Source organism: Bifidobacterium sp. N5G01, from assembly GCF_002742425.1.
GTDB lineage: Bacteria > Actinomycetota > Actinomycetes > Actinomycetales > Bifidobacteriaceae > Bifidobacterium > Bifidobacterium hominis.
Window position 1 is genome coordinate 168,960 of the sequence record NZ_NJNP01000004.1, and the last position, 19,996, is coordinate 188,955.

General features: G+C 54.8%; 15 protein-coding genes, 1 tRNA gene and 2 pseudogenes. 5 read left to right on the top strand and 13 right to left on the bottom strand.

The genetic code is table 11. The annotated features are described in order from the left end of the window. Positions 1-31 precede the first annotated feature (31 nt). The 3 genes from CE168_RS07280 (at position 32) to CE168_RS08960 (ending at position 3,578) form a co-directional block, all read left to right on the top strand. Entirely contained in the window at positions 32-1,651 is a 1,620-nt protein-coding gene (locus CE168_RS07280) for an ABC transporter ATP-binding protein (protein WP_099571767.1), read from the top strand. Positions 1,652-1,744: 93 nt separating this feature from the next. Continuing rightward, on the top strand, positions 1,745-2,407 hold the full coding sequence (locus CE168_RS07285; protein ID WP_099571768.1) for a response regulator transcription factor: 663 nt from the start codon (positions 1,745-1,747) through the stop codon (positions 2,405-2,407). A gap of 76 nt (positions 2,408-2,483) precedes the next feature. Continuing rightward, positions 2,484-3,578 (top strand): hypothetical protein, encoded by a 1,095-nt coding sequence (locus CE168_RS08960; protein WP_143433416.1) that lies wholly within the window; start codon positions 2,484-2,486, stop codon positions 3,576-3,578. Positions 3,579-3,730: 152 nt separating this feature from the next. Here CE168_RS08960 and CE168_RS07295 read toward each other — a convergent pair. The 9 genes and pseudogenes from CE168_RS07295 to CE168_RS07330 all read right to left on the bottom strand — a co-directional run. Further along, positions 3,731-4,804, bottom strand: a pseudogene (locus CE168_RS07295) (Maf family protein); the annotation flags it as partial. 92 nt (positions 4,805-4,896) lie between these two features. Further along, positions 4,897-5,206: pseudogene (locus tag CE168_RS09385) on the bottom strand (Maf family protein); the annotation flags it as partial. Next, complete coding sequence (thrB, locus tag CE168_RS07300; protein WP_099571771.1) at positions 5,203-6,207, bottom strand: homoserine kinase; 1,005 nt, start codon at positions 6,205-6,207, stop codon at positions 5,203-5,205. The pseudogene CE168_RS09385 and the gene thrB, both read right to left, overlap by 4 nt. Positions 6,208-6,404: 197 nt before the next feature. Then, on the bottom strand, positions 6,405-7,721 hold the full coding sequence (locus CE168_RS07305; RefSeq protein ID WP_099571772.1) for a homoserine dehydrogenase: 1,317 nt from the start codon (positions 7,719-7,721) through the stop codon (positions 6,405-6,407). A 214-nt stretch (positions 7,722-7,935) separates the two neighbouring features. Continuing rightward, positions 7,936-9,501 (bottom strand): diaminopimelate decarboxylase family protein, encoded by a 1,566-nt coding sequence (locus CE168_RS07310; RefSeq protein WP_099571813.1) that lies wholly within the window; start codon positions 9,499-9,501, stop codon positions 7,936-7,938. Between the two features lie 5 nt (positions 9,502-9,506). Then, complete coding sequence (gene argS / locus CE168_RS07315) at positions 9,507-11,297, bottom strand: arginine--tRNA ligase (RefSeq protein ID WP_099571773.1); 1,791 nt, start codon at positions 11,295-11,297, stop codon at positions 9,507-9,509. 31 nt (positions 11,298-11,328) lie between these two features. After that, positions 11,329-12,711 (bottom strand): amino acid permease, encoded by a 1,383-nt coding sequence (locus CE168_RS07320; protein ID WP_099571814.1) that lies wholly within the window; start codon positions 12,709-12,711, stop codon positions 11,329-11,331. A 324-nt stretch (positions 12,712-13,035) separates the two neighbouring features. Beyond that, positions 13,036-13,425 carry a Rid family detoxifying hydrolase gene (locus tag CE168_RS07325; protein ID WP_099571774.1) on the bottom strand — a complete coding sequence of 130 codons (390 nt, stop codon included), beginning with the start codon at positions 13,423-13,425 and terminating at the stop codon, positions 13,036-13,038. A 162-nt stretch (positions 13,426-13,587) separates the two neighbouring features. Beyond that, positions 13,588-13,663, bottom strand: a tRNA-Arg gene (locus tag CE168_RS07330). A gap of 230 nt (positions 13,664-13,893) precedes the next feature. Between CE168_RS07330 and CE168_RS07335 the strand changes: the two genes are divergently transcribed. Then, a complete protein-coding gene (locus tag CE168_RS07335) occupies positions 13,894-14,532 on the top strand; it encodes a hypothetical protein (protein WP_099571775.1) in 639 nt (212 codons plus the stop codon). Positions 14,533-14,634: 102 nt separating this feature from the next. On the opposite strand, the gene CE168_RS07340 is transcribed toward CE168_RS07335, so the two are convergent. From CE168_RS07340 to CE168_RS07350, 3 genes are all read right to left on the bottom strand, one after another. Further along, a complete protein-coding gene (locus CE168_RS07340) occupies positions 14,635-15,594 on the bottom strand; it encodes a tetratricopeptide repeat protein (protein ID WP_099571776.1) in 960 nt (319 codons plus the stop codon). Positions 15,595-15,697: 103 nt separating this feature from the next. Next, entirely contained in the window at positions 15,698-16,696 is a 999-nt protein-coding gene (locus CE168_RS07345; RefSeq protein ID WP_099571777.1) for a hypothetical protein, read from the bottom strand. Then, the gene (locus CE168_RS07350) at positions 16,696-17,925 is read right to left on the bottom strand and encodes a hypothetical protein (protein WP_099571778.1); all 1,230 of its coding nucleotides are present in this window, start codon (positions 17,923-17,925) and stop codon (positions 16,696-16,698) included. The genes CE168_RS07345 and CE168_RS07350 overlap by 1 nt, the downstream gene beginning before the upstream one ends. An 81-nt stretch (positions 17,926-18,006) precedes the next feature. Here CE168_RS07350 and CE168_RS07360 point away from each other — a divergent pair, with 81 nt between their 5' ends. Continuing rightward, positions 18,007-18,963 carry an FKBP-type peptidyl-prolyl cis-trans isomerase gene (locus CE168_RS07360; protein WP_180753750.1) on the top strand — a complete coding sequence of 319 codons (957 nt, stop codon included), beginning with the start codon at positions 18,007-18,009 and terminating at the stop codon, positions 18,961-18,963. 224 nt (positions 18,964-19,187) lie between these two features. Here CE168_RS07360 and nucS read toward each other — a convergent pair whose 3' ends face one another. Next, the gene (gene nucS / locus CE168_RS07365) at positions 19,188-19,892 is read right to left on the bottom strand and encodes an endonuclease NucS (protein ID WP_099571780.1); all 705 of its coding nucleotides are present in this window, start codon (positions 19,890-19,892) and stop codon (positions 19,188-19,190) included. Positions 19,893-19,996 lie beyond the last annotated feature (104 nt).

The following is a 19,996-nucleotide window of genomic DNA, read 5'->3' on the forward strand; positions in this document are numbered from 1 at the left end:
TCATAATGAGCAATACTTTGAGGAGAAAACTATGCCATCCGTCCTATACACCCTTCTACGAGGATCAAAAATCCTTATTTTTCTTCTCATTTTCATCAATATTTTTTCCAATATATTAATATATGTACAACCTCTATATATCGGAAGCCTCGTGGGCTTTTTTTCATCGAACGGCACCATCGATATTCAATATTGTATTATTCTGTTTCTTTTATTCGTCAGCAACTCACTACTCAATGCTTTAACCAATTATTGCAGCCAGCTGCTTTCCCAGCGCTTTGTACTTAAGCTTCAATTATTAGTTGGACGACATATTTTTAACCTTAGTACTTCAGAGTTGGCAAGATACTCCAACGGCGAACTAGCATCGAGAACAATCTCAGATATCACAGTTGCAAAAAACATCGTCAGCCCTCAAGTTCTTTCCTTACCTGGAACAATCTTACTTATATTGTGCTCCACAATCACTATCATCATTATTGACCCCCTTCTTTCTTTGACCACTATCTTCTTACTTGCATTAATCCTGATAATTTCTCTTATCTCAGGAAAACAGATCGCAAAACTCACTAAGAGCATCCAGCAGCAGTATTCCCATATCGGTGAGAATATTCAGAAATTTGCTTCAAGTGCCATTTTTGTAAAAGCAAACAACTTGGAAACACAATCAATTAGAAATTATACTTTAGCTTCAGAAAGTTTATTTCATTCATCAAAAAAACTAGCCCGTATTCTAGCGATTCTGTCACCTATATCTTCACTTGCAGCCCAATTCTTTTTGATTATCGTCATATTCCTTGGAAGCATGAGAATAGCTTCCAACGACCTTTCATATCAATCCTTGGCCGTAATCATTACTTTCCTACTGGTATTGGTTTCTCCCCTAGGAAGCTTCACCTCATCCATCAGCAGCATCGCTTCCGCCTTAGCCGCATTTGAGCGGCTCAAGCCTCTCATCGGCGACAATCAGGTCACCCATACCTTAACGGGGAATCTCGAATTAGCAAACTCATGTCACCAACTTCGATTTGACAATGTTTCAGTCCAATATTCCCCATACTCCCCTGCTGTATTTCAAGCTATGTCTTTTGAGCTTCCCGAGAACGGGCTTGTTTCCGTAACTGGGCCGTCTGGCTCGGGGAAAACAACCCTCGCTCTGACTGCCATCGGAATCATCACCCCTTCCGAAGGGCAAATCCAATATGGGACACAAACCATCGAACAACTTGGAGGAAAATTCATTCGCGAACATCTTGTGTCCCTTGTCCTGCAGGAGTCTCCCCTATATGGAAGAACCTTACGCGAATCCTTAACGCTCGGTCGTAACATCTCAGACAGTACCGTGCTTCGCTGGTTTGAACCATTTGGTTTGACATCGTTCTATCGCAAGCTGCCCGATGGGTTGGACTCAGCTCTTTCTGATCTGATTTCCGACGCATCTGCCGGAGAAATGCAACGATTAAGTATCATCCGAGGTTTTCTACGGAATACACCCATCATCATCTTGGATGAGCCGACCTCTCATCTAGATGCGGAATCAGAGAGAAAAGTATCCAACGCAATACAAATGTTTGCCAAAGATCACACGGTCGTAGTCATTTCTCACCGTTTGGAGCCGATTCAAAACGCTGTCTTCAACATTCAACTATAGTTCTCGCAGACAATGCAATGCATCCGATACAAATGAAACCTATCCTTTTATAAAAGGTTTGCTTTCAAATCGCTTCGGAAGAATCGAGGAGGCATGACGGTTTCAGCGGACAACCCAAGCAAGTCGTTTTCATTCTGCCGTATCGCCGTGGTGGACAACGATCCTATGGCGTTGGCGGCACTCACACAACTCATCAAAGAACAAGCAACGTTTGCTTCACTACTTTGGACGTCCATGGACGCTCAGCACGCCCTTGAACACTGCTCCCGTTTCGAAGACATACCAGACATCCTAATCACAGACATGTCCCTCGAAGGTATTCAAGGAGATTCACTATGCAGAAGAATAAGACTAACCAACACAAAGACACGGCTGTTGGCAGTCACCAGCTTTTCCTTATCCTCATATGAACATAAGGCACGACGAGCAGGAGTGCAAGGCCTAGTGAGCAAGAATGACGAGAAAGCCATCATTCAAGCCATCGCCACGTTACAGAGAAGTGATTCCTTACCGGGATTCGAAACACCAATCCTGGCACAAACTCGGCTCAAACATGAAAAAACTTCACCTTTATTGACCGTACGAGAGGAAGAGGTTATCGGCCTGGTATCCGAAAAGGGGCTTACCGACCGCGAGATAAGTGCTGTAATAGGAGTCAAGGAAGCGACCGTACGCAGACATATGCACAACATCATGAAAAAAATGAAGGCGAAAACCGCTCGACAAGCCGTCGCCATATGGCTCGGCGGAAGATAATCTCATGCATCGTCAAATCATCTCCCGGTGTCCACTATCCCCGATTACGATAACCATCATTCTCATAGCAGAATCAATGGTTTTATGCACTTGGGCCTTTCATCCTTCCAACTCACCATATGTTTGGGTACTGACGATTTCTCAGATCGCATGCATCGCATTTTCCCCGGCTTATCCTCGTGCCGCATTCGGAACGGCTTTACTTATCAATCTATGCGGCACACTGCTTCAGAACGATTCTGGACCGACATCGTTGTATTCCTTGCTTGTCGCCTTTGGTTTCTTATGTTTTCGCAACAGCAATATCACCTCCTTGATAGCATCAGTACTGATCTGCGGAATCCAAACAATCGGAATGCTCTGGACACATTCCTGGAACGATATAAGAACTTTGTCGTCTACCTTAATTGCTCTAGCGCTTACAGCATTGCTGGGATGCGGTTTGCGTTGGCAAGAGGACGCATTGCGGCGGCGCCGCGAAGCGGAGCATTTACACATGCTGCTTAACAATAGAGAACGAGATATCAATACTGCGACACAGTTGCATGATGCAATCACCAATAGCTTGTCGCTCATTGCTCGAACGGCTCAACGTCAAATGAGGTTGAATCAATCAGATTCCAACCAATCTTGGGACTTCATCAATCAAGAAGCCTTGAATGCTTTGAAACAGACTCATCTCATCATTGAAAACCTTCAGCATCACGGAAAAAACGTAACCACTGCATCGGCATCGGAAACACCGTTTAACCAGTATCTCCATACGCTGCTAAAACACCATGACGATAACTTGCATCACTTAGGATTCTCAGGCAAAAGCATACTTGATGACTCGATAGCGATTCGCCTCAACGAGTCGGAACAACACTTATTTGTCATGCTACTGAACGAGATTTACGCCAATATAGCACGCCACGCACCAACTGGATGCCGTTATGATCTTTCCATCCTGTCTAATGAACGAACCTTGGAAATCACACAAATCAATCCCCTATATAATTCGTCGCACAATGATACTCAGCCAACCACAGAACTTCCGAAAAGCCAATATGGCTTATCAGCATTATCAGCGCAACTGAAAACTATTCATGGAACCCTTACTGTCGAAAAGGATGATATGTGGATTCTTTTTGCCACGATGCCAAATGAGAGCAATCTGACATTGCTCTAATAACTCATTTGCTGCTCATAGTCAGGCAAACACGTGCAGCATCGCCACAAAGCCCGAATAGTATGAGCGTCCAATCAAACAGAAGCTACGACCACGCGTGGTATCAGCGAAAAACCAACGCCGATACCACGCACCAAAAGAGACTCTGGAAGCTAACAGTTCCGAGCCAAGCTGCGCAACCGCGACGCGAAATTGGGCCAGTCGGTACGCATGGCGGTTAACAGTTTACGATTGGGGACTTCCTCAATCGGCACCCATTCGATTTCCATGCTTTCGTCGTCATTCGGCTTGGGATTGACATGATGCCCCGGCTTTTCGAAAGCGAACACGGTGGTGTACGCCCACGGTCCGTGGTCTTCGCAGTACGATCCGACCACGTCAATATCTTCAGGGGTAATGTTGGCTTCCTCATAGGATTCGCGCAGTGCACCCTCGATCGGGCTTTCACCGTCGGCGGTGGCACCTCCTGGAATGCCCCACGTACCGCCTTCCGCACTCCATACCGCACGATGCTGCATGACCACATGCGTCACCTCACCGGTCTGTTCGCTTCGGCGGGCCAGCAGCACGCCGGACGCGCCGTTCATGCCCCAATGCTTGCGGCCGCAATCGCAATCAATCCAACCATCACCCGGCTGATGCACGTTTTCCTTGGGAGGAAGCGGTTTTGCAGCACCGGTTCGCGAATCGTGTTCAACGTTCGGTTCTTGATCGGCTCGCGTCACATTCCACAGATCGGTCCATTCCACGCCAAGCTCGGCGGCCAAACGGCGCGCCAGCGGAAGGCTCAAGCCGATAATGCCGTGCGGATCGCCTTCGATGGAGTCAATGAACGCTCCACCGAAGCCCTCAAGCGTGAAGGAACCAGCCACTTCCAACGGTTCTCCAGTAGCGATGTACCGTTCGATATCGGTGTCGGAATATTCGCAGAAGTGCAGCGTGGCCCTGCTCGCGCCTCGCGCGAAACGCCCGGTGGCAAAGTCGATCAGGCAATGGCCCGTCCACAACTCACCGGTGGCACCACGCATGGCACGCAGTCGTTTCCGAGCCACCTCAGCACTATGCGGCTTGCCGTAACATTCGCCGTCAAGCAGGAACATGGAATCGCAGCCAAGAATCAGCGGACCGACTTTCGCGCGGGTCAGGCTCGGCTTGCCATCAACGAAATCAGCAATCGATTCAGTGATCGTAGGAATGGTGATTCCAGAAAAATCGCGGGTATTTACGTCGGAGGCGGACTGCACTTCGTCCGCACGCAATGTAATACGAGGATGTTCTAAAGATGCAGAATCTCCAGTATTTTCAGCATTATCTGAATGTTCGGAAGATTTGGCAACGGCTTTCAGCGGATATCCGATCACGCGATCGCCGTGCGCAGCCGCGGCGGTGGAAGCAACGTTACGATACGCCTGATGCACGGCTTCGGCTTTGGCCGTAGCGAGAATCATCACCCGCTGTTCCACGCTCAGATCGCTTACGGCAACGCCCCTGACAGCCGCTTCGCGCTCAAGCGCTGCCGGCTCGTCCACGTTCGATACGCGAATCGTAGGGCAAATGCCCGCCGAGAAGAGCACGTCACGGCGGGGCTTGGATTTGGAGGCGAGAATCAGCGGAATGGGATTGCTCATACGCGTTCCACCTGCACACCCTTGGTGTCGATGCCCAAATGCAGCACACGCCAATGGCCGGAAGCGAGCTCTTCGGAAGCAAGCTGTTCCAACTGTTCGCGGGCGTCGCCGTGATGAAGCACCAGCACGCATGGGCCGGCACCGGAAACAGTGGAAGCGAAACCGCGGGAACGCAGCTTTTGGATCAGCGCCCACGACGGCTCCATCAAAGGAGCGCGATACGACTGATGCAGGCGATCCTGCGTGGCAGCGAACAGCAATGCGTTGGCGTTCTGACGCTGGCCAGTCGCCAGCATCGCAGGATTCATGGCAGCCGGCAGCAGGCTCACGCGAGACACGTTGTGCACGGCATCCTTGAACGCCAGCTGTCCCGGCAGCGCCTGACGCGCCTTTTCGGTGGACAGTTCATAATCCGGTACGAACACGGCGGCTGTCAGATCGTCGGCAACACGATAGTTGATGGTATGGAAGCCATTGTGCAGCGGCTCGCCGCCTGGAATCGGCACGGAACCGACACCTTCGGGGGTTTCCATGTCCCAAGACATGGTCAGGCCGCCATACACGGCAGGAGCCACGTTGTCCGGATGGCCTTCGATGGCGGCGGCAAGCTCGAACACGGCATCACGGTTGAGTTCGTCATCCTGCGCGAAAGCGGCCGCGGCGGCAATGCCGGCCACAATGGCTTCGGCGGAAGAGCCCATGCCTCGCGCCTGAGGAATGTTGTTGTAAGCCTGAAGAATGAAGCCCACACGCCCCAGACCGAAGGTCTGGCATGCGCGGCGGAACGTGGAAACCACCAAGTGGGTTTCGTCACGCGGGAGGGTATCGGCGCCTTCGCCTTCGATCATCACCTGAGCCGCAGTGTTCACCGGATCGGCGCTCAGTGTGAATTCAAGTTCGTCGTGGTAGTCCAGAGCAAGTCCGACCGTATCGAAGCCAGAACCAAGGTTGGCGCTGGTGGCCGGAACACGTACGCGTACTTTACGAGTAACTGGAGTCATCTCTCGTCGTCCTTCGTCACATATTTTTTACAAATGTAGCACCGTATACCCGAAAGGGTACAAGAGTCAAATTCAAGCCCATAATCGGCAGGTAATTCAGCAAACAATCGGCAAGCAATTGCCCAACACAGCAGCCGGAATATGAACAAAGAGACGGCTGCCCAATCGCAACGATTTGAGCAGCCGTCTCATGACTGTTAGTTAAGCACGCGGAGGATGGAAGGCTCTCCGACCACGCAGTCGAGTGCGCACACGTCTTTCACGGTTTCACGCAGGGTAAGCTCGTCGGTCATGTGCGTGACCAAGCGCAGCTGCTGCAGTTCGCCATCATAACCCGGATCCTTCAGCGTAGGCTTGAGGTCCTGGTTCACACCATTGATGGACACGCCATGCTCGGCGAACTTGGCCGCAATGGCTGCCAGCACGCCCGGATTGTCGTGAATCACGAAACGCACGGCGAACTCGGCCTTGGAAGCCTCGATCGGAGCCTTCTTCAAATCCTTATACAGCGGAATGGCCGGGCCGGTGCAGCCCTGTGCGATGTGACGAGCCTCGGTCACCACATCGCCGACCACCGCGGAAGCGGTCGGAGCGCCGCCAGCGCCACGGCCGTAGAACATGAGATCGTCGGCCGCTTCGGCCTTCACAAACACCGCGTTGAAAGAGCCGTGCACAGAAGCCAGCGGATGATCGTTGGAAATCAGCGCCGGATACACGCGGGCAGACACGCCGGCCTCGCCGTTCTCCACCACGGCCAGCAGCTTGATGACCTTGTTTTCGGAGGTTGCGGCGGCAATATCGTCGGCGGTGATCTTGGTGATGCCCTCAACAGACACATCGTCGATGGTCACGTTGGTGTGGAAGCCAAGCGTGGCCATGATGGCCGCCTTGTTGGCCGCATCGTAGCCCTCGATGTCTCCGGTCGGATCAGCTTCGGCATAACCCTTGGCCTGAGCGTCCTTCAACACGTCGTCAAAGTCGAGGCCCTTGGTGGTCATTTCGTCAAGAATGTAATTCGTAGTGCCGTTGACGATGCCGAGCATACTCGTCACCTTGTCTCCGACGAGGGATTCGCGCAGCGGCTTGAGGAACGGAATCGCACCGCCCACGGAGGCTTCGAAGTAAATGTCAACGCCCTTGGCTTCGGCGGCCGCATAGATTTCCGGACCATACTTGGCCAGCAACGCCTTGTTGGCGGTGACCACGGAAGCGCCGGATTCGATGGCCGCAAGCACGAACTTGCGGGCCACGCCGGTTCCACCGATCAGCTCGACCACAATGTCGGCATTGGTGGCCACGCTCATGGTGTCGGTGGTCACCACGGACTTGTCGATCCACGGGAACGGGTCGGTTTCCGACGGATCAAGGCAGGCGACGCCGGTCAATTCGACCGGTCGACCGATGCGTGCGGCAAGCTCTTCCTTCTGCTCCACCAGCAGGCGTGCGGTCTGAGAGCCGACCGTGCCCGCGCCCAACAATCCAACGCGAATCGGCGCAACATCTTCCTGTGCCAAGGCATCCTCCCTTGAATGTGAAGTATTGGTGTAACCCTGCCTATTGTACGGTCCCGATATGACGTAAGACCGCGAAATCATACGAAAATGGACGGTTTCTGAGCTTTGCCCCGAAAACCGTCCATGCTGCATCCATGCTGCGTCCATATTGCGTCCGCAATTTGAGACGAATCGCCATGAACAATACGAAACACGAGCGAAACGCCACGAATCGCTATTCGCTCACATCCCAATCCAGCAGATCGTCGACCGTCTGACGGCGGATCATCACATGCGCATCTTGCTCGGATACGGCAACAACCGCAGGAATCAGCGCCTGATTGTAGTTGCTGGCCATCGTGCGACCGTATGCGCCCGTAACAGGCACCGCAAGCACGTCACCGCGCTGAATGTCGGCAGGAAGACGCACCTCGTTGACGAGGATATCGCCCGATTCGCAATGCATGCCGACCACACGGCACAACTTGGTTTCGCTGGAACCCTCACGATTGGCGATTTTCGCAGTGTAATCCGATCCGTACAATGCCGGGCGAATATTGTCGCTCATACCGCCGTCAACAGACACGTACACGCGTTCCGTAACCGGATTTCCGGCCTTGTCTTTCGCGTTTCCGGCAAGCTGAACCGGCTTGACCGTGCCCACGCGATACAAGGTGACGCCGGTCGGAGCGACCGTCCAACGGCCAGGCTCGAACGAAATGACCGGAGCGGGCATGCCAAGCGCGCGATTCACGGCGGTGACCGCATCGGCAAGGCGGGCAAGTTCCGTATCGAGATCCATGGAATCCTCGCCATCGGTGTAGGCCACGGAATAGCCGCCGCCCAAGTCAACCTCCGGCAGTGTGTATGCGTCGGTGGCGTAGAAGGTCTTGCGCAGCAGCATCATGCGCTTCGCGGCCTGAATGAAGGCGTCCGCATCGTGAATGTTCGAACCGATATGCGAATGCACGCCGACCAGTTCGAGCACGTCCTGATGGCGGTAGATCTCCTTCAATACGGCGAGCGCGGGACCATCAGCCACCATGGTCATGGCTTCGGCGAGTTTGCGGTCGCCTTCGGAAACCTTCTCGTGGCTCATGTCGTACGGGTATTTGATGTCGTACTGCAGCTGGCGTTCTGCGCTTTCGCTTTCGCCTAGGCGTGCGTTCGAGCCTGCGGGGGTCACGTCGGTCAGATCGTCAAGCACGTTCAGCTTGCTCGCATCGGCACCGGCCGGCAGCAAGGCGACGCCGAACTTCTGGTCTTCGTGCGCGGTAGACACGAACTCGTGACCGCCCGCATGAATGCCGGACGTAACACGCAACATCACGCGAGCGCGCTTGCCGAGACGCTTGGCGATTTCGGCGATACGGGCCGGCTCGTTCGGCTCGTCCACCACGATTTTGGCGAAGCCTTCGGTAATGGCGAGTTCGATTTCCGCATCGGACTTGTTGTTGCCGTGCAGCACGAGTCGTCTTCCGGGAACGCCTGCGGCAAGCGCGATACGCATCTCGCCCATGGTGCAGGCGTCAATCAGCATGCCGGATTCGGTGACGATGCGGCAGATCTCCTTGGAAAGCAGTGCTTTCCCGGCGAAACTGACGTGGGTTACGGTGTTGTTGAACGCATTTGCCGCGGACTTGACGAATTTAGTGGCACGGGCTCGCACGTCATCAGTGTCGATAACGTAGAGCGGCGAACCGAATTCGTTCAGTAGGCTTTCGGCAGTGCGGCCATGGAACGTGATTTCACCTTGTTCGTTCACGTCGGAGCCGGCCGGCCAGATGGGGGTGACTGCCATGGCGATCACATCCGGTCTGGGGCTGCGACGCCAAGCAGGTCAAGACCTTCGGCGATAACCGTCTTGACTGCGTCATTGAGCTTCAAACGTGCAGCCGCACGAGCCGGTTCCGGAGCCTTGGCAATGCGCAGAGCTTCGGCCTGTTCGCCGCGAGCTTCCGGATCGGTGAGTTCCATAGGCACCACGCGTTCCACGTTGTACCACTTGTGGTAGGTGGCTGCAAGATCTTCCAAGTAGTGGGCCACACGATGTGGGGCGCGCAGGTCGCCGGCTTCGCGCAGCAGGGCCGGCCACTGGGCGAGCGCGGCAAGCACTTCGCCGTCGGCGGCGGTGTCGAGCAGACTCACGTCGGCACCCTCGTAGGTGATGTTTGCGGCGGCTGCGTTGCGGTCCACATTGCAGGAGCGGGCGTGCGCGTACTGCACGTAGTACACCGGATTCTCGTTGGAATGCGAAGCGAGCAGGTTCAGGTCGATATCGACCGGGGAATTGTAGTCGGTGCGTGCCAACGAATAACGAGAAGCATCCACGCCGATAGCGTCGGTCAGATCGTCAATGGTCACCACATTGCCGGCACGCTTCGACATGCGCACTGCCTTGCCGTCCTTCAGCACGTTGACAAGCTGTCCGATAAGAATCTGCATGTTTTCGCCAGGTTCGTCGCCGAATGCGGCGCACATGGCCATCATGCGGCCGATATAGCCGTGATGGTCGGCACCCAGCATGTAAATGGCGATGTCTGCCGGATCATTGTCACGATGGCGCTTGTTGCGATAGTAAGCAATATCAGCTGCGAAATACGCGTAGTTGCCGTCGGATTTGATGATCACACGATCCTTGTCGTCACCATGCTTGGTGGACTCGAACCAGGTTGCGCCATCCTTTTCGTAAATATCGCCGCGTTCACGCAGATCAGCAATGGCCTTGTCGACTTCGCCGTCGGAATACAGGCTGTTCTCATGGAACCACACGTCGAAGTTCACACGGAAATCCTTCATGGATTTGCGGATTTCGTTGAACATCATCGGCACTGCACGCTTGCGGAATTCCTCACGTTGTTCGGAATCGCCTTCACCCAACGGATTGCCATCGTTGTCAGCGCCACCGTCGACGCGCGGCAGGTCGAGAATCGCAATGCCGTCGGCATTGGCCTCATCGATGACGCGACGCGCGATCTCATCGATATAAGCACCCTTGTAACCGTCGATCGGGGTTTCCTCACCGTGAGCGGCCGCAACCAGCGACTTCGCGAAACGATTGATCTGCTCGCCATGATCATTGAAATAGTATTCGCGCACCACCTTGGCACCGTTCGCCTCAAGCACGCGGGCCATGGAATCGCCGACCGCAGCCCAACGGGTGCCGCCGATATGGATCGGACCGGTCGGATTGGCGGAAACGAACTCAAGATTCAGGGTCTTGCCGGAAAGATGGTCGTTCTTACCGTAGTTCGTACCCTCGTTGAGCACGGTGTCAACCACGGCAGCAGCGGACGCGGAATCAAGCACAATGTTGATGAAGCCGGGGCCGGCCACTTCCACGGACTTGATACCATCGGCATTGGCAAGTTCCGCAGCGAACAATTCAGCGAAATCATGAGGCTTCATGCCGGCTTTCTTAGCCAGCTGCATGGCCGCGTTCGACGCCCAATCGCCGTGCGCGCGGTCCTTCGGACGCATGACGGCGAATTTGGCCTGTGGAGGGATGAGATCGGTGGTCAAGGTGCCTGCCTTGCCTTCGTTCACAAGGTTGTTGGCAATATTGAAAATCAGTTCACTAAGCGCTTCTGGACTCATTCCTCCAAGTCTACCGATTATGCAGACAGAATCAGCCTTGCGTATCGCCCCGCGTATCATCCTGCAGTTTGCCATGCTTCCTGTGCCAGGCCACTGAAGCGTAATAGCCGATATAGCAGATCGCAACGAACGGAATCATATACAGCAATGTGGAGCGCTGCGACGGATCGCAAATCACCAAAACCAATGCGCCAATGCACATCACAATCGCAGCGATCGGCACGAACGGAAAACCGGGGGCACGATACTTCAAATCGTCAACCGAATGGCCTTGAGCAAGCCACTGCTTGCGGAAACGCAAGTGGCAGACGGAAACCGACGCCCACACCACCAGCGTGGCCAAGCCGGAAACCGCAACCAACGCCAAATACACCGTCGAAGCGGCAACCACGGAAGACAGCAACGCCAACAGCGATCCGGCCATACTGAAAAACACCGCGAACACGGGCACACCATGGAAATTCGTCTTGCCGAGCGCGCGCGGAATCATACCCTCCTGCGCAAGCGACCAAACCATACGCGAGCACACATACAAGCCGGAATTCGCAGCGGACAGCACCGCCGTCAACACCACGAAATTCATCACATCGCCGGCAAACGGCATGCCGATCGACTGGAACACGAGCACAAACGGACTCGCGTCGACACCCGACTGATGCCACGGAATCAGCGCGGACATCACCGCGATCGAGCCGATGAAGAAAATCGCAAGACGCAACACCGTAGTATGCACGGCCTTCGGAATCGCCTGCGCCGGATCCTTCGTCTCCCCCGCCGCAACACCAACGACCTCAGTGCCCGAAAACGCGAACACCACCGTCAGCAGCGTCGAGAAAATCGGGATCACACCATTCGGGAGCCAGCCGTCATCATAGAAATTCTCAAACAGCGGAGCATGATCGTAACCGGCAATCGGAATCGCACCAAACATGGCGAGCAAGCCGACCACAATGAACGCGATAATCGCGAACACCTTGATGGACGCAAACCAGAATTCCGACTCGCCATACAGTCGCACCGACAGAATATTGAGCATGAACACCACTGCAATGAACGCGGCGGACCAAATCCACGCGGGCGAATCAGGAAACCAACGTTGCATCAGCAGACCAGCGGCCGTGAATTCCGAAGCGAGCGCCACCGCCCAATTCAACCAATACAGCACGGCGATGGTGAACGCGGTGCCGGGGCCGATGAAACGCTTCGCATACAGGTGGAAACTGCCGGCATACGGCATGGCCACCGACAGTTCGCCGAGGCTGAGCATCACAAAATACACAAGTATGGATCCGATGCCATACGCGATGATCGCGCCAAGAGGGCCGGCTTGGTGAATCGTGTAGCCGGAGCTGAGAAACAAGCCAGTGCCGATCACGCCACCCAGCGAAATCATGGTCAGATGGCGGGTTTCCATCTTACGTTCAAGACCGCCCTGCTCGACTTCAGCGGATTCAGCGGCGTCAGTGCCTGCAGTAGATGCGTTGACTTGCGATTCGGTCATGCGCGACTGCTCCTTCATATTTGGCTGGGCGCGTTCTTGCATTTGCATGCGTTTGCATGCGTTTGCACAATACCCAAACGCATTACTATACGGAAATCGGTGGAAACATGTTGCCTGCTGTTCACTTTTGCGGCAATCATGAGGTTGCATAAACAAAACAGGCTCGCATGCAGCGTAAGAAACCGCATACGAGCCTGAAAAGGAATTCCCTGGAGATTTGCAATCAGCGCACTGAAATCAGAGCACAGCGATGGCGTCGATCTCGACGAGAGCGCCCTTCGGAATGTTATTGCCGCCGAACGCGACGCGGGCCGGCTTCACGGAACCGATGAAGGCCTGCGCGTACACGTCGTCGATCTCATGGAAGTCTTCGACGTTCTTCATGTAGATGGTGGCACGGCAGACGTGCTCGATGCCTGTGCCTGCTGCGTCAAGAATGTGCTTGATGTTCTTCAGCGCCTGGGATGCCTGCTCGCCGGCAGTTTCGCCAGCCAGTTCGCCGGTGGCCGGGTCGATGCCCAGCTGGCCGGAGACGAACACGAAACCGTTGGCCTTCACAGCCTGGCTGTAAGCGCCCAGCGCCGCCGGGGCTTCAGAAGTCGCAACCTCTTCCATCTTCTCGCTCATAATGTTTCTCCTTTGAAGAATGTGTTATTGCATCTTGCTTGCGTTCAGGCCGCGGCAAACCACGACAACGCAATCTCAAACAATCACTGTACCCATGGAATCGACGCGCATTGTCCCATGTTCCAAATACCGGCTCAGCGCCCGGCCCTTCACATGTCTTTGTGGTGGGCTTGATGGGGATCGAACCCACGACCTTCTGTTCCGGAGACAGACGCTCTATCCACTGAGCTACAAACCCGTGCGTCAACCTACTTTACACTGCCTTGAGATGAAAGCGACACTTTTTACGGAAAAATGGTCTTTGAATCTTAATCATCATGTTGGCAAAGTAAGTCTGAATGGGTTTTCGGCAACATACCCAACTATGAAGGGGAGGTGACGAGTATAGAACGGGGAACGAAGAGTATTACGTCATAATTTGCGGCACAATAACGTCATTTACCGCGTATTTTCCACTAGACTGAGAATATGGTTGAGGATTCAGGCAGAAATATAGGCGATTTCGAATACATGCGCCGTTTTTTCTGCCGTGCTTTGCCAACGCAGTTGGATGACAGCGACAGTCCGACATTAATCGTGCAAAGTTATTACGTTCATCAGGATAATTACGCGTTGCGCGTACGATTGAAAACAAAGTCCGTTCGCATCGCCATGACTCCGGACCTCGACCCGCTGGCCGTGCTCGAAAAGTATCGCGACGAATTCCAGCTTGGATCAGTCACCGTGAAGGGGCCGTCCGTAGGAGGCACGCGCTATGAGGCGAGCCGAGACTTGGATTCGCGCATCGCAGGAGAGCTCATCAAACGCGGCGGACACGTAACCATCAAAAACCGTTTCACCGACTGGATCGACGAAGATGGCTGGAACATCGACGTATTCGGCGGCACCAACGCTCCCCTGATCATTGCGGAAGCGGAACGTATCGGACCCGTCACCAATCTGGTGATCCCGAAATTCTGCACCACCGAAATCACCGACCAATCGCGGTTCAGCAATGAAGGACTTGCAGCGAATCCATATTCACGATGGAAATCCGAATTCGAAGCCGAACTGGAAGCGGACGGACCGCAATTCCTTGACTATTTCGGCACCAATCGTATGGAATAAGTCTTTTTTTTAAAAAAAAACAGCCGTAGGCCGTAAAGAACGATTTGGTTGTCAGCCTACGGTTGAACGGTACCCAAAACGGTATCTAAGTCAATAAACGTATCAGTACATAAGCGTGGCGAGGCGACGGCGGGCACGCTTCAAACGCTCGTCGGTCGGCTCAGGAATCGTGAAATATTCCAGCAGACGCTTGCGCACCGGCTCAATATCAGCCTTGTGACCGGCCGCAACGAAATCCAGCAAACGGTCGAACGCATCCTGAATCTGACCGCCGATCATATCAATGTCAGCAACGGCAAGCTGCGCTTCAACATCATCGGGATTGTCGGCAGCGGCGGCACGTACCTCACGCACGTTCGCATTGGCGGAACGGGCCAACAGCAACGCCTTCGCACGCTCGCGGGCTGCGCGGGCATCGTTCGGATCGGCTTCAAGCACCTTCTCGTACGCGGCTGCGGCACCAGCGTAATCGCCCTGCTGTGCCAGCATATACGCCTCCTGATGCTCCGGAGGCACCTCCTGAGCGCCGGCGGCGGAATTCGCCGCATCGGAATCCGGATCGCCCGAATACGGCGCGGAACCGGTCACTCCAGCCTGCTGGGCGGCAGCAACCAGATTCGGAATCGCCGCGTCCACGATCTGCTGCATTTCCTCGGCAGACGGCAAGCCCTGCAGAATCGGCATCGGGCGGCCGTTGATCAACGCGAACAACGCGGGAGCACCCTGCACTTGGAACGCTTGCGCGATTGACGGATTCGACGCGATATCAATACGAGACAGCTGAATCTGGCCGTTTAACTGGTTCACGGCATCGCCCAACTGGCGTGCCATGTCGAACAGGCGATCATCGGTCGGCACCCACAGCAACAGCAGAATCGGGAACGTGGCCGACGTCTGCACCATGGCCTGGAACGTGTTCTCCGTGGTGTCGATCACGTAACCCCCAGCGGCCGGAGCGCCTCCAGCCTGCCCCGGTTCGGCCTTCACCTGATGCTTCAACGCTTCAAGATCGACGGCCCCCGCCAAGGAAACTCCCGGATTAAACGGCCTTTGACCTGCCATGCTTGCCTCCTAAATATCAACAATCAACAACATTAAGCGCCCAGCGCAACACGCATCGCAAACGTTCGCCCCAAGCTTACGCGCAATCGCGCAATCGCGACGATTACAGCGCCTCAACCCTGACCGGCTGGCGTTCGGAACCGACTGAGGTAATCTTCTCGCCGGAATTTGCCGGAGGCACGTACAGCGCGATCACATTCACATACGTGGTTTTCATGGTGCTGGTGGCTTGACCGTTGCCAAACAGCGCTTTTTCCGCATCGGAAGCGGGCTGCGATTCACGTCCGGCACCAGCGGAACGCGTCCATTCGGAATTGATCTGCGCCACTACCAAGTCGCCACCATCCGCGGAACGCATGACGCTGATGGCACCGTCAACCGGCGTGAACACCTGCTGCTGCGATCCCTCGTTCAGCTCCATGGCCTTCTGCACCTGTTCGGTCAGATCGGCAAGCTTCGTACGCAAATCATCGTCGGCGAACTGCTGCGCATACTGGCTGGCCGCACCATTCTGCAACACGTCGGCATATGCAGCGACCGCATCCTTCGGGGTCATGACCAGACCGGTGTCTTTTTCCGTACCCTGCTCGCTGCCGGTCTTGGAAATCTCGAAACTCGGCATCTTCACGCCCGAAAACAGTCGCGCCACACCCCACAGCTTGTAGTTTTGGCGTGCGGAATCCTGACGGAACACCAGCAGACGCTTGGATTGCTGGTCGTCCGTGGTGGAAGTAATGGAAAACACCGAACGTGGCCATCCACTATCTGTGGAGATCACAGCCTGCGCCAGACCGGTTGGAATCGTGGTCTTGCGGTCAAGATTGCCCGTGACCTGCGCCACATGAAGTTCGCTTGTGCGAATCTCAAGTTCCGGCCCCTCCAAAATCGAGCCGAGGACGTCGATATTGCGGTCGTTATTGCACTGGTCAAGCGTTGTGAGAATATCCGTACGGATGGTTTTCTCCTGCTTGGCGGTCAGATTCGGCGCATCCTGACGTTGCGTGGTTTTCGGCTGCGGCAGCTGCCCCTCGCATCCGCACATGCCAACGACCATTCCCAATGCGAGCACGGCCGCCGCGATTGCGTTGAAACGCTTCTTCATCACTTGGCCTCCTCGTTGTCAGATTCGTCTGATTCGTTGTTTTCGGATGTTTCGTTGTTTTCGGATGTTTCGTTGGATTCGACCGGCTCGGCCGTTCCGGCCGTTTCGTTGACTTCGTTGGACACGTTAATTTCGCCGGATACCGCGAATTCTGAAGATCCCGAGGACGCTACGGACGCACTGCTTTCCTCTTGTGCGAGACGCGCGAAATATGCGGCAAGCTCGTCTGGCGAGATCACGGAAGTCTGTTCGAAATCGTCGTTTTCGTCAACGCCACCAGTGGCAGCATTCTGCTGGTCGGCAACCAAATTTCGAGCGGAAGGATCGACAATCGTAGGTTGCGCCGTCTCGTTCTGCGTATTTTCCGAAACGGTCGCACGATGGCTCGCATGGCGACGACGCGTACGCTTCGACCCGCTCTTTTCACTACGGGCGGCACTCGCTTCGGCGTTCTTCACCCATGCGGCAACCTCATCATCGTCTCCCTGCGTGGAACCGATGCCATCAACCATGGCAAACGCGCGCTTATTGCGACGCTTATGCGGAGGCATGGCGAACACGGAAGCCGAAAGTACCGCAAGTATTGCCAGCAATCCGCCGGAAAGATAGAACGGCATGGCGAAATTCAGCAGCGAACGACGGGTCCAGTCAAGCACGACCGAGCCTCCCTTGCGATCGCCGTAATCGATGATCGCAACGGAATCCTCGGCATTATTCGTATTAGCACCCTTGATCTGCATGTCAACGGAACCGGCATTGCATTTGACTGTGCGCCACATGTCGGAATCTTGGAACGCGACCTGGCCTTCGGAATTATCGGCGGTGCCCTGAGCCGTGGCCTTCAGCGTGGACAGGGTGGACCAGTCCGACAATCCGGTAACGCGCGTGTATTTGGATCCCGCAATCCAACCGGCAACATCGCGGGCGGAACCGATGGCGATGCACACGTTCGCGGATTTGTCGCGGGACTTCGCCGAAATGTTGACGTGATCGTCAACCAACTGCAACACATTCGGATCAGTGACCACATACTGCGATCCCGTAACCGCAGCGGACGCCGTGACCTGCGTCGAAGGCTTCCAAATCGTCGCGTTCAAGACGCCAAGTACGATGCAAGCAACGGCAAGCAATCCGAAAATAGGAGTGACAATGCCACGCATGATCTTAGCGTGTCGCGTAGGACCCGCCTTGGACTGCGGTTTTTCCTGTTCATCCTGCAATAAAGTCATAGCATTCTCCATTCTACATTGCCCCTCTGCAAAAGCCTGAAAAAACTATGAAAATCAATGATTGACGCTAAGGTTGAGCCTATGCGCAAATCTACTCTTTTCAAAGCCGTCGCAGCCGCTTGCACAACGATCATGTGCCTGGGTTTCGCGGCATGCGGAAGCTCCGACACGAAGTCTGATACCTCCTCCGATTCATCTTCCTCTTCCTCCAAATCCTCGTCGAAAATGAACCAGATCGCCGGAGTGACCGCCACAGGCAAGCCCGGAGAGAAGCCGACCGTCTCCTTCAAAACCCCTATGACGGTGGAAGACAACAGTTACGTCGTACTGCAGAAAGGCAATGGCGACCAGATCGAAGAGGGCGACCGCATATGCACGCAAGGCATCGCCATCAACGTCAAAGATGGTTCCGAATTGGCGAGCACATGGGAGAAAAACACCCCCGATTGCTCTACTGTGGTCACCTCCAACACCAGTCAGATGACTGAGAGTTATTACAACATTTTCAAGGATCAGAAGATTAATGCCACGCTTGCGTTCGGCGTGAACGATTCGAATTCCGCTGGCACATCGTATTTGATGGTGCTCACGATCGTGTCGAAGTCGAAGGATCTGACGAAGGCCACAGGCACGAAGGTGCTTGACGTACCTGCCGATCTGCCGAAGGTCACGCTTGCGAAGGATGGCAAGCCGTCGATCGACATGAATGGTTATAAAGGTTCCGACACATTGGTTTCGCAGGATTTGATCAAGGGCAAGGGTGCCGAGGTCAAGGATACGCAAACCGTGGTCGCTCACTATACCGGCTGGCTGCTTGACGGCACGCAGTTCGATTCCTCGTGGGATCGCGGCACTTCGTCGAGCTTCTCGCTTGACGAAGTGATCGCCGGTTGGAAGCAGGGCCTGGCAGGCCACACCGTTGGCTCGCAGGTGCTGCTGGTAGTGCCGCCGGACCTCGGCTACGGAAACAAGGATTCCGGTAAGATTCCGGCGAACTCCACGCTGGTCTTCGTGGTCGACATTCTCGCCGCCTACTAAAACACCACGTTTCGTGGGCCAAAGCCTTGCCCACGAGGAGCGAATGCGGCAATGCATGTGTGGCAAGGCGTACCGCGGAAAGGCGTGCAAAAGTACGTCGACCGAGGTACCGCCTTGCGCGGCCTTCGCAACAAGTTGCCCACTTCGTCTACGGGCAGTCCTCCGGATTGTCCGTTATACGGCTTAGCGCGACGACACTCCGTTGCCGCTCGCTAGGCTTGCCTCTAAAAGAGTCGTAAGGAGTCGTCTTCAGTGCCCTTCATTTCGTCATAGTCGAGGATCAGACAGTCGAAGCCGCGGTCTTGGGCGAGCACGCGGGCTTGCGGGGTGATGGTCTGCGCGGCGAAAATACCACGTACGGGGGCTAGCAGAGGATCGCGGTTGAGCAGTTCGCAGTAGCGGGTGAGCTGCTCAACGCCGTCGATACCACCGTTTCTCTTGATTTCGATGGCAACATGCTTGCCACTGGCGTCAATAGCCATGATGTCGACCGGCCCAATGGCAGTCGGATATTCACGGCGCACGAGCGTCGCCCCCTCACCGATGCGTTCGATCTGTTCAGCCAAGTATTTTTGCAGATGGTCTTCGACGCCATCTTTGATCAGTCCTGGATCTTCGCCCAAATCGTACGTTTCATCGGAATAAATATGCTGTAAGGTCACTTCGAGCACGTCATTGGATTTGTCTGCCGAAGCACGGATGACTTTCTGCGGCACTTCCGTTTCGGCATCGTCATCGGCATGATCCGGAGTGATGTCTTTGATGGTGCAGGGCGCCGCCATCCAATTAAGCGGCTTGTACGATCCGAGTTCGGAAAAAATCAGCAGACTGTTGTCGGCTTTGATGAGCAGCACTCGCTTGGCGAGCGGTAAGGACGCATTCAAACGTCCGGAATATTCGGCAGAGCAATCAGCAACAATAATTCGCACGAGGCACTACCCTACCATGATTGCCGTAAGCCCCGAATCTGTGATAAATGCAATCTTTTTTGATCAATACCGTTTTTGAAAAGAAAAACGGCCTGTCTGCCGCA